This window comes from Streptomyces sp. NPDC002838, assembly GCF_040295365.1.
Taxonomy (GTDB): domain Bacteria; phylum Actinomycetota; class Actinomycetes; order Streptomycetales; family Streptomycetaceae; genus Streptomyces.
Genome location: NZ_JBEOVF010000112.1, coordinates 1 through 10,665 on the forward strand (window position 1 = coordinate 1; position 10,665 = coordinate 10,665).

General features: G+C 66.7%; 7 protein-coding genes and 8 pseudogenes. 10 read left to right on the top strand and 5 right to left on the bottom strand.

Annotated features, from left to right (window positions below):
• Positions 1 to 148: 148 nt before the first annotated feature.
• A pseudogene (locus tag ABT063_RS52555) lies at positions 149 to 490 on the top strand (IS5 family transposase); the annotation flags it as partial.
• A gap of 104 nt (positions 491 to 594) precedes the next feature.
• A pseudogene (locus tag ABT063_RS52560) lies at positions 595 to 711 on the top strand (IS5/IS1182 family transposase); the annotation flags it as partial.
• A 385-nt stretch (positions 712 to 1,096) separates the two neighbouring features.
• Here the strand turns inward: ABT063_RS52560 and ABT063_RS51210 are convergent.
• The gene (locus tag ABT063_RS51210) at positions 1,097 to 1,294 is read right to left on the bottom strand and encodes a hypothetical protein (protein WP_351069115.1); all 198 of its coding nucleotides are present in this window, start codon (positions 1,292 to 1,294) and stop codon (positions 1,097 to 1,099) included.
• 55 nt (positions 1,295 to 1,349) lie between these two features.
• Positions 1,350 to 1,478: a hypothetical protein gene (locus tag ABT063_RS51215; RefSeq protein ID WP_257548903.1), complete on the bottom strand. Its 129-nt coding sequence runs from the start codon at positions 1,476 to 1,478 to the stop codon at positions 1,350 to 1,352.
• A 5-nt stretch (positions 1,479 to 1,483) separates the two neighbouring features.
• Between ABT063_RS51215 and ABT063_RS51220 the strand changes: the two genes are divergently transcribed.
• The 3 genes and pseudogenes from ABT063_RS51220 to ABT063_RS51230 form a co-directional block, all read left to right on the top strand.
• The gene (locus ABT063_RS51220; protein WP_351069117.1) at positions 1,484 to 2,068 is read left to right on the top strand and encodes a DinB family protein; all 585 of its coding nucleotides are present in this window, start codon (positions 1,484 to 1,486) and stop codon (positions 2,066 to 2,068) included.
• A 46-nt stretch (positions 2,069 to 2,114) separates the two neighbouring features.
• Positions 2,115 to 2,926 (top strand): annotated as a pseudogene (locus tag ABT063_RS51225) (IS5 family transposase).
• Positions 2,927 to 4,627: 1,701 nt separating this feature from the next.
• Positions 4,628 to 4,893: pseudogene (locus tag ABT063_RS51230) on the top strand (SgcJ/EcaC family oxidoreductase); the annotation flags it as partial.
• A 240-nt stretch (positions 4,894 to 5,133) separates the two neighbouring features.
• On the opposite strand, the pseudogene ABT063_RS51235 reads toward ABT063_RS51230, so the two are convergent.
• Positions 5,134 to 6,268 (bottom strand): annotated as a pseudogene (locus ABT063_RS51235) (IS110 family RNA-guided transposase); the annotation flags it as partial.
• Between the two features lie 187 nt (positions 6,269 to 6,455).
• Between ABT063_RS51235 and ABT063_RS51240 the strand changes: the two are divergent.
• The 5 genes and pseudogenes from ABT063_RS51240 to ABT063_RS51260 form a co-directional block, all read left to right on the top strand.
• Positions 6,456 to 6,782, top strand: a pseudogene (locus tag ABT063_RS51240) (helix-turn-helix domain-containing protein); the annotation flags it as partial.
• Between the two features lie 210 nt (positions 6,783 to 6,992).
• A pseudogene (locus tag ABT063_RS51245) lies at positions 6,993 to 8,046 on the top strand (IS110 family RNA-guided transposase); the annotation flags it as partial.
• A 43-nt stretch (positions 8,047 to 8,089) separates the two neighbouring features.
• Positions 8,090 to 8,480: pseudogene (locus ABT063_RS51250) on the top strand (transposase family protein); the annotation flags it as partial.
• Positions 8,481 to 8,501: 21 nt separating this feature from the next.
• Positions 8,502 to 8,735, top strand: a complete 234-nt coding sequence (locus tag ABT063_RS51255) for a hypothetical protein (protein WP_502991046.1) — start codon at positions 8,502 to 8,504, stop codon at positions 8,733 to 8,735.
• A gap of 109 nt (positions 8,736 to 8,844) precedes the next feature.
• On the top strand, positions 8,845 to 9,537 hold the full coding sequence (locus ABT063_RS51260; RefSeq protein WP_351069121.1) for a hypothetical protein: 693 nt from the start codon (positions 8,845 to 8,847) through the stop codon (positions 9,535 to 9,537).
• 22 nt (positions 9,538 to 9,559) lie between these two features.
• Here ABT063_RS51260 and ABT063_RS51265 read toward each other — a convergent pair whose 3' ends face one another.
• Entirely contained in the window at positions 9,560 to 10,111 is a 552-nt protein-coding gene (locus ABT063_RS51265) for a DUF6192 family protein (protein WP_351069123.1), read from the bottom strand.
• A gap of 79 nt (positions 10,112 to 10,190) precedes the next feature.
• The gene (locus ABT063_RS51270; protein ID WP_351069124.1) at positions 10,191 to 10,415 is read right to left on the bottom strand and encodes a hypothetical protein; all 225 of its coding nucleotides are present in this window, start codon (positions 10,413 to 10,415) and stop codon (positions 10,191 to 10,193) included.
• Between the last annotated feature and the right edge of the window lie 250 nt (positions 10,416 to 10,665).

Genomic DNA, 10,665 nt, shown 5'->3' on the forward strand with positions numbered 1-10,665 from the left:
CGGCCCGCTGGGCATCGGTCACCGACAACGGCGGAATCTTCGGACCCGGACGACTCATACCGAACCAACGACGAATCTCCGACTCAGGTCACTAGGACTTGTCCGCCAGATCATGTGACTGTCTGACGGTCGGCTCGTTGTCCTGTCTGTGTGGCGGGGTGACTTGACGGATGCCGAGTGGGAACGGCTGCGGCCGTTCCTGCCGGTCGGCAACGGACGTTGTGGCCGGTGGCGGGATCACCGGCAGGTGATCGACGGGATCCTGCACCGGGTGCGCACCCGGTGCAGTGGAGGGACCTGCCGGAGCGCTTTGGGCCGTGGAAGACGGTCTATGAACGCCATCGGCTGTGGTCGGGCGACGGCACCTGGGAACACCTGCTGCAGCGGGTCCAGGCCGCGGCCGACGCGGCCGGTGAGATCGACTGGGACATCGCGGTGGACTCCACCATCGTGAGTGCGCATCAGCATGCGGCCGGCGCCCGCACCGAACCGCCGCCGACCCCGGCGTCAAAGGGGGACGAGCGGGCAGAACACCAGGACGAAAACGCCCTGTCAGAGTCTGCTCGCCCGGCTGGTGGAGGCGGTGCAGGAGGTGAGGGCCTGGGCCGCTCGCGCGGCGGGCTCACCAGCAAGCTCCACCTGAGCGCCGACGGCCACTGCCGCCCGCTGTCCCTCGTCGTCACCGGCGGACAGCGGGCGGACTGCACCCAGTTCAGCCGAGATCGAACATGCCACCCGCCTCGCAACATCCCAGATCAACGCCCGAGCCCGGCCCTGGTATGGGGAAGACCTGCACGACCACCGCGCTTACTGCGGCGGCTATATATGTACGTCGTTTGAGGAATCCAGCACTAAGCCTCACGGCCCGGCTGCTGGCCCACGACTGCCTTGGGTGAGACGGCGACTGAGATCGTTGAGAACGAACAGAACTGTTGTCCGTTGTCATCGAATCCAGCCCGGCTGCCAGCCAACCCGGTCGACGCCTGTTAGCCCAGCTACGCCCTTCGCGCGATACCAGGGAACGCAGGCACGGTGGCCTCTGCGCGGCTCTTGCAGCCGGGGCACCCCGCCTCAGGCCGCCTGTACTGATGTCGCCCTACTCGAACGCGGTTCCATCAGGCGCGTGCGAGCGCAGGCACCCCAGGACTGCTGCGCGACAGATCTCGGCAGCCATTCTGTGAAGCTCGCCTTCCGCGATCCGCGCCGGGGCCGGCGTAACGAAGCCGGTCTCCTCGTCGACTTCCAGGAGGCTGTTGCCGTGCGTCAGCTGCGAACGTGTCTCGTAGAGCAGCATGTGGGTGCGCTCATCCTCTGAGTCCTCGTTCGGTGGCGCGTACTTAGAGGTTGTCTCACGTGGCAAGTTTCGCGAGCTTCTTGTAGCAGGTCAGGGCGGCGGCCATGGCCAGGCCTCGGCTCTGCCAGTCGTTGCGGACCACGTACGGGATCTTGAGACCACGAGCAGCCCATGGCAGGCTCATTCCGCATGATCGATGAATTCGCGAAAGACAACCTGCACGGGAGACTGCGGCGGGACCGCAAGGCGCTGCTCTGGAAACTCGACGGCTTGTCCGAATACGACGCCCGCCGACCTTTGACAGCGACCGGGACCAACCTCCTCGGCCTGGTCAAACACGTGGCCATCGTCGAGGCCAGGTACTTCGGCGAGGTCTTCGACCGCCCTTCCCCGGAACCGCTGCCCCGGTGGCAGGACTCCAACGGCAGCGATCTGTGGGCGACCGAGGACGAGACCCGCGATCAGATCATCGGGTTCTACCGGCGCACGTGGGAACACTCGGACGCGACGATCAACGAGCTTCCCCTCGACGCCCCCGGCCACGTGCCGTGGTGGCCAGAGCCTTATCCCAACACGAACCTGTTCGCCGTCATGGTCCATGTCCTCGGCGAGTCCAACCGGCATGCCGGGCACGCCGATATCCTGCGCGAGGGCCTCGACGGCCGGACCGGGGTGCGCCCCGAACACGAGAAGCAGATCGACGAGGAAGCCCGTGCAGCCTACTGCGCGAAGATCGAGCAGGCCGCTAGGTCGGCCGCACCAATCAAGGCTTAGAGGTTGTCTCACGTGACTTGATGTTCGTGCGGCATGATGCCGGGTCGTGGGTGCTGATCTATCGAAGCGTCTGGTTCCTGATGAACTCTGGGAGCCGGCCGCCCCGTTGCTGCCGTCGTTCGCTGCTCGTCCGCAAGGTGGTAGGACCGTGTGACGAGCGGGCCGTGTTCACGGCAGTGGTGTACGCGCTGACCAGCGGCTGTGCCTGGCGGCATCTGCCGCCGACGTTCGGCACGTCGCCCGCCACCGCGCATCGCCGCTTCACGGTATGGACCGAGGCCGGCCTGTGTCGTCGGCTGCACCGGGCGGTGCTGGACGAACTCGGGGCCCGCGGCGAGGTGGACTGGACCTCGGCGATCGTCGACGCGGCCCCCGTTCGCGCCAAAAGGGGGGATCGCTGACCGGACCGAACCCGGTCGATCGCGGCAAGAAGGGCAGCAAGCTGCACGTGCTGTCCGATGCCCAGGGCATCCCGCTCGCCGTCGCCGTGTCCGGCGCGAACATGCACGACAGCCTCGCCCTCAAACCGCTCATCCGCGGCATACCCGCCGTCCGGTCCCGCCGGGGACCACGGCGGCGCCGACCCGTCAAACTCCGCGCGGACAAGGCGTACTCTCCGCCGAACACCTGGCCTGGCTGCGCGAGCGCGGGCTCGTCGCGCGCATCGCGCGGCCCGGCATCGAGTCCGGCGAACGCCTCGGTCGGCACCGCTGGAAGACCGAACGGTCGATCGCCTGGCTCTTCGGCTACCGCCGCCTCACCGTCCGATACGAACGAAAGGGCTCGCACTTCCTCGCCTTCCTCGGCCTGGCCGCCGCCCTGACCTGTTACAAGAAGCTCGCGAAACTTGCCACGTGAGACACCCTCTTAGCCACAAACTCCTGAAACAGCTTGGTCGGGCCCACACCGATGACTCGATCGCATTCCGGACACTTCGGCTGCCCAGGGGGAAAAGTCGTGAGCGCCTCCACTGCTTGGACCAGTTGTCGGGTGCGGTCATCGTGCTGATCTCCTTCGAGCTTCGACATCTCGAAGATCAGCCGGTGGCCGTTCTTGTATCCGGACACTCACTCCGACGCCGGGGCAAACGCCCGGATCAGGTGGGAGCCCGTACACCACTTCTCAGGACGCAACCAATCTCTGCCGTGGATGAGGCGGAGAGTCGAGGATATGTGCCCAGAGTGCGAGTACCGCGGCGCGCCAGCGAGTGTGACCAACCACAGAAAGAAGGCCGACCACTAACCGCAGGTCGTCAGATGGTCTCGAGCTGCCTCTGAAAGAGGCCCGTGCTGCAAGGGGTGTCGTGCTAGACAAAGATCAAGAAAAGGCCTTTGATTACTCCATGAAGTCTTCCGGGAGAGGCTGCGCCGACACACTGCAGCCTTACAGGCAGTGCGCGAATTCGCATGGGGTCGTGTGCAGTCGTCAGCCAAACCCAGCGTGCGGCACTACGGGAGCGTGTCGCATTGGAACTCAATGTGCACGCGAATCGCGACGTATACACCGCCGGCTCGGCGAAACTTGAATTCAGAATTAAACCAGCACGTCGATACGGTCGCTTCAAATCTGGATGGAGCGGCCCACATCGGAGGATCGCATCCGCTGCCGGCCGCTGCTCGATGGGCACGGGCCCGGCCCGATTGCGGCGGGCCGGGGTCCAAGTGCCACAGGCAGGCTTGTCGCTGCCCATGGTTCGCGTGGGGTCAGTGGCGTTTGTCGATTGCTCGGAAGCTGCCTACAAGCGCGAATGGCACCACGGCCCCGTCGAAGACCGTCGTGCCGGGGATTTGGCTGCTGGAGCCTCGGGGCCCAATAGTCGCGATTGGAGCGCCGGCGTCGCAGGTAATCCCGCTGAAGAATTCGATGGTCCTGTCACTCTCGTTTCGGACGTTGAAGCTGCTGGCGGGACTACTGATCACAGCGGTGCACACACCCGGCTCCGTTGAATACGTTCGCTCGTTGACGTGGATCCGTCCATCGTCGTCGTTCCTGTCGCCGTGGTGCGCCTGGCCGTCGCCTCCGAAGTTCGTCTGGCCGTCGCCTCCGAGGGGAGCGGCGGCAGCGGCATCCTGCATCGACGGGGCGGACTTCGGGACGGGACTGGAAGCCGAGGCGTAGTTCACACAGGTTGCAGCCAGGGCCGTAATTCCCACCGACGCTGCGATCGCGACAACGGCACGCCTACGCGCTCCGCTTCTCCTTCTCTCAGACATTCCGTTTCTCCATCTCTCAGGGATGTCAGCTGAGCGGCCGACCAGAAATGAACATACTCACGCCCTATTTATGACGCCACTTCAGAAATGTCTGAGGGGTGACGAAAAGGGGCCGATCGGGTGTTCGAAAGTCCAGAGGCAGTCTTGTGACGGACCATCAAAAAGCAGAAGCGAGAGCCACTTGGTGGGGAGGTTGAGCCGCCCGGGGGACCGGGCTGACGCTCCTTCACACTGCTGCTGGCGTGTCGTGCCTTGATAACACTCCGCACAACGGCTAGGACCTGTCCGGGCGATCTCGCGGCTGGGCCTTGACCTCAAGTTTACTTGAGGTCTCAGAGTGATCTGCATGGATACCGAAACCGCAGATAACAAAGCCATCGAACAGGTCGTCACCACTGTCGATCACGCTCAGCGCGACAAAGACGTCGAGGGGTTCCTCTCACTCTTCCACCCGACGCCCTCTGGATGACCGGCCACGGCAAGGTCCTGATCGGCTTCGACGCGATCGCCGAGTTCACCCGCGCCGTGCTGCCCGCAGCCAGCTGGGATGGTGAGATCACCTACGAGGCAGTGCACACGCAATTCCTGCGGCCCGACGTGGCGGCCGTCAAGGAGTGTGGGTCGAATAGAACTCGAATGATCATGTGACTGGTTCATGTTCGGATCGTTGTCCTGGGCATGGCGCGGGGCCGGTGTCCGCAACGCACGAGGCTCCCGTGCCGTTGAGGGAGGTGTTCGACGTCTCAACTCACCGGCACAGGAGCCTCGTTGGTTCCCTTTTCTGCCGCACTCGACCTGCCTCACGCCCTGGTCGAGTGGAATCTCAATGATCGAGTCATGCCGTCTGCGGGGTCGGCGGGCAAGCGCGAGCAGGGCCTGGGTATGCGGCAGTTCCTCGGATCGCTTCTCGAGGTAGTAGTCCCGGGACGGGCCTGGCCGCATCATCGCGGTCTGGGCGGCGAGGTAGAAGGTGTGCCGCAGACGCCGGTTGTAGCGCTTCGGGCGATGGTTGTTGCCGGTGCGGCGGCCGGAGTCGCGCGGTACCGGCCAGTCCGGCATGAGAGGCCAGCCGGCCGGCGTCGGCGTATCCGGACAGGTCCCCGACGATCGCGACGAGCTCGGCTCCCAGGATGGGCCCATGCCGGGCAGGGACTCGGTGATCTCAGCGCGCTCGTCGAGGCGGAAGGTCTCGCGGATCTCCCGGCCGGTGTCCTTGATCCGCTCGTCCAGCGCGAGGAGCTGGTGCGCCAGGTCGCCGCCAGGCTTCGCGGTCCGTTTCTCGCCATGCAGCGCGGTCACCTGCGACTGGGCGGCCTCCACGGACTGGGCGGCGACGTCACCGGCACCACGGACCTTGCGCCGTTCCAGCCAGGTGGTCAGTCGCTGACGCCGGTCCGCCGCAGTGCGGCCGGAGTCTGGTACTCGGTCAGCATGACGATCGGGACCTTGGCGGCGGAGTAGTCGAAGGCCTGTTCCAGCGCTGGGCAGATGCCCATCAGGGCGTCGCGAAGCCGGTTGATCAGCCGGACTCGGTCGGCGATCAGGTCAGCGCGGTGCGCGGCCGGAGGGTGGCCTGGGAATCGTGTGTGATGTCCAAGGGAGTGAAGTCCCTGCGCATCCGAGCACTGTCGGCGATGACCAGCGCGTCCTTGGCGTCGGTCTTGCCCTCGCCGCGGTATGCGCCGGACATTCGGTTGACCGTGCGCCCGGGCACGTAGACCACCTGCTGGCCGTGGGCGACGGGCAGGGACAGCAGTAGCGTCGAGGCGCGGCCGGAGATGTCCACGGCCCAGCGCACCTCAGTTGCGGCCTCGCAGGCCGCTGCGATGAGCTGGAGCATGTCGTCCTCGCCGTTGATGACCCTTCAGGAGAACACCGTCTCACCGTCAGTGTCGACCGCCACCGCCCAATGGTGCCCCTTACCGGTGTCGATCCCGACCCACATGCATGCATGACGCGCCCTCAACTGACTGCTCCCTTCCGCCATGACCAGAGATTCACGGCCCCAGGAACACTCCGCCGACAGGCCCCTAACCAGCGATGACCGCAGCTCTCAATCAGCAGTCGGAGCGTCCCGGAGGACCGGGCGGCCAATCCACTCAAGCCATCACCGGCAGGTCACCATCAGCCACACCCAGGTCCTCCCGGACCGCGTCACATTCTCAGGGGTCACCATGCTCATCGTCACCCGCGAGGGTGACCGTCGCTGCAAGCTCCCGCCGCACCAGCGTGCCCTGGTCGGGCTGGTGTACGTGCGCCGGCACGACACCCTCGCGCAGATCGCGGCCGGCCTCGGCATCTCCGTCGGCGCCGCCCACGCCTATACGGCCGCGGTGATCGGCCTGCTCACCGACCGTGCACCCGGGCTCCTGCGTGCCTTGCGCGAAGCCGATCCCGATCACGTCCTGCTGGATGGCACCCTCGCGGAATGCGACCGGGTCGGCGACGGACGGGCCGACTACTCCCACTGTGAGGATGGTGGCCGTGTCGTTCTGGCTACGGCTTGACTCGTACTCTCACCGGCCGCTTGTGCCTTGTGTTTGATCTGTCAGCCCGGCCGGAGCGACACGTACCGGCACTGGGCCGGCGGAGCGTGTCCCGATAGGGGCCTTGGCCTCGAAGGCACCGTCACAGTTCTGACCGCTCCACCCGACCGGCGCTGACTATCGGTACGTCGTCGAACAGGAGCACCGTGACCACCCTCGGCATGCCTGCCGCCTTTTCCTGCTGCCCACGCTGTCGAGCCCGCGGCCGAGCCCCGCGTGGTGGTGCTCGGCGTCGACACCCACAAGGACGTGCGCGTCGCCGCCGTCCTTGACCACCTTGGCGGGCTGCTGAGCAGCGGGAGTTCCCGGCCACCGCGGCCGGCTACCGCCACCTTCTCGACTGGGCACGCCAGTGCGGGACGGTGCTGCGGGCTGGGGTGGCGTGCACCGGCTGCTACGGTGCCGGCCTGGCCCGCTACCTCGCGAGCCAGCAGGTTCCGGTGGTGGAGGTCAACCAGCCCGACCGATCCACCCGGCGCCGCCGCGGCAAGACCGATGCCGTCGACGCCGAGGCTGCCGCCCGGGCCGCGCTGTCCGGCATCGCACGGGCGCTACCGAAGTGCGGCGACGGGCAAGTGGAAGCGCTGCGTATGCTCCGGTTGGCGAAGAACTCCGCGGTCAAAGCCCGCACTCAAGCGCTCAACCAGCTCAAGGCCGTGCTGGTCAACGCTCCGTCCGCCCTGCGCGAGGAGCTGGAGCCGCTCTCGACTTCGCTACTGCTCCGCCGGTGCGCAGACTTGGCCGACACCCGCGAGGGCAACCCGGCAGCCGACACGGCGGTCTTCACGCTGCGGCTGTTGGCACAGCGCGTCCTGCAGCTTCGGCAAGAAGCCACCGAGCTCGGAAGGCGGATGACCCTAGCGATCCGGGCTACCGCGCCCAGCCTGCTGGAGCAGCTCGGGATCGGACCGGACAGCGCGGCGGCCCTACTGATCACCGCAGGCGACAACCCGGAACGGCTGGGCAGCGAGGCATCCTTCGCCGCCCTGTGCGGTGTCAGTCCTGTTGAGAAGTCCTCAGGGAAGAGCCGGCGCCGTCGGCTCAACCGCGGCGGAGACAGGCAGGCCAACGCCGCGCTGCACCGCATCGTGGTCACCCGCATGAGACAAGACGAGCGCACCCGCCTCTACCTGGAGCGACGCACCGCCCAAGGAAAGGGAAACGTGAGGTCATGCGCTGCCTGAAACGCTACGCAGCCCGCGAGGTGTACCACCTGATCCGCGCCGACATGATCACGCGCCACCAGCAGCCTGATGCTTCAGCGACGGCACGGGGTGAACGTGCAGGTCGTGACCGACCCCGCCGGACGCCTGCTGTGGCTCTCGCCCGTCCTGCCCGGCCTTGCCCACGACCTGACGGACGGTCTGCACCCACCGGATCATCCGGATCTGCGAACGCCAGGGCGTCTTCGTGCTCGCCGACCGCGCCTACCTGGGCGCCGGCCCATGGGTGACCACACCGGTCATACGCCCGCCCGGCGGCGAGCTGTCGCCGACCCAGCGCACGGTCAACCGCGCGCTCACCGCGGCCCGGGCACCGGTGGAACGGGGAGTGGCTCGTCTGAAGTCCTGGCGCATCTTCCGCAGAGCCCGGTGCAGCCCCAATCGAATGTCGTCAATCACCGCAGCCGTCCTCGTCGAGCGGCAACGCTGAAAGAGCTCACTCGTGTCTGCGATGTCCGATGCTGCGGGTGGCCGCAAGCAGCGGCCCCGGCTCATCGAGATCATCCGCAGCCTCTCCGGGCGCATCGCGGAAGCATGGACGAACGGTTGGCTCGGCGAAGTCCAAGGACTCCAAGTCAGTCTCACCAAGGCCAAGGAGAAGCTCCCCGCCCTCGACCGCCGCCTGGAGCGGACCGGACCCACAACAACTTCCGGGGTGGCCCCACCGACCTCGGCATGCCCGTGATCACCAGGCCACAGTGACATCGCTGAGGCTCATTTCCGGGACCGGTCCCGGCGGTGGCTGGTAGAACCAGAGGATGCGGGGAGACATTTACCCACACCATGATCGCAAGATGCGGGCAGCTGATGCGCGGTTCCCCGGTCCAACGGATCGGGCTGCGGCCAGGCTGGTTCGCCGGCTGCGGGACAACTACGAGGTCGGCAACGACACCTGGAAGAACCTCGCTGACGGTGTGCTGACTGAGCTGCGGAATGCGCACGACGTCGGCGCCACGGCGGCGGTGTGGATCGTGAAACGCTCGCTCGCGGGCTTCCGCTGGGAACTGTCCTTCTGGATGAAGGAGACCGGCGTCACCGCTCCAGAGCCGACAGCATCGGCCCTGGAGCAGCTCTCAGTCCTCCCGACCGAGTGGCAGCCCAACCCGTACAACTCAGCCAACGGAATCCATCCGTACATACATCTGATCGCCGCACTGGAGTTGCTGACTGCCCGACCCCGGTCGGAAGTCGTGGAAGCTTTGGAGGATTTGCTGGAGCTCTGGCTCGCCTACACCGAGCTCGACGAGCGTTTGTTCGGCATCCACCCCAGGAACATCACCTTGCTGGAGTCACTCGTCAAGTGCTATCGAGCGTCTCGGAACGCCGAAGGCGTCAAACGGGAAGCCCCAGAGTTCCTGGTCAGCCTGTCGGGCCGCCGCGTGTCCCGTAGCGTGGACTTCCTCGGAGGCCCTGATGTACTGCGGGGGTTCGCGTCCTTGTTCAGACGTTACAGCCTGAACTCACTCGCCAAGCGGGCCCTGAGGTGACGGACATGCGCAGATCCTCAGCTCACGCTGCCAACCCGTAGTCCTGATAATCGTCGGCCATGGCCCGCTTGGCGACCGTCGGCCGGCGCAGCATCTTCATAGTGGCCCGGGCCGCAACGTCGTCGTCGCGGGTGAACTCCTCCACCACCCGCACCTTTTCCTCCGAGCTGACCTGCGACGCCACATCGGGCCGACGCAGGAAATAGCCGGTGACCCGGGCGGCCACCTGCTCATCGCGACCCAGGCGGTGGATCGCCCGCACCTCCTCCTCCGGCGTGGCCGGCTTCGTGACCTGCTGGCCCACCCGCCGCTTGGCCCCGTCCGGTGTCCACCGCCTGCGCCCGCTGCGGTCCGGGGGCGGATCAGCGGGCGCGGCGAACCGTTCCTCGTCATCCGCGATGCTCGCCAGGATGCCGTGGATGGAGTGCGCCACGTCCGGGCGGCGGTGGTCGGGAGGGAACCGTGATGAGGTCCACCGGTGCCGCTCGGTCTGGCCCGTCGCTCCCCCCGTGGTGGCGGGCCCGACCTTTTGCGTGTGCTGTCCGGCTTCGCCCCCGAAGGGCCCTCGCCGCACCGCTCGGACAGAAGTAGCGAGCCCGGCGTCGAGGCCTGCGACGGTCGCTGACCGGTGCGATGCGTCGAACCAGAGTCGATCACCTCCGGATGGTGCGGGCGACGACGCCGGCGATGGCGGCGAGCGCGCTCATGACGGCGGCTCCTACGCCCAGAGGCTGCGCGAGGGACGGATGCACACGGGCGACGTAGACGGCCGCCGCGGTGATCAGCAGCCCCGCCAGCAGGGCGAGGAGGAGGAGTACCAGGCGCAGTTCCCGGTGGTCGCGGTCTTGAGGACGGGGGGCGTCCGTGTCCGTGGTCATCAGACGTGAGTTCCTTTGCGGATCAGGCGTGCAGCAGCGGCGCCCGGGAGCGGATCCTGCTTCCTGCAGCGGTTCGGATGACTTCCAACGTGGCCGACCGGCGCAGGCAGGGGTACGCCAAACCGACGCCACTTCTCCGCCATTTCAGGCGCCGTTAGGGCCTGTGTGATGTTGTGATCAGCCGGTTGCCTTCAGAAGATCGTTGATCCAGATGATGGAGGCGCGGAGGTGGAGGCCGGCGAGGTAGCTC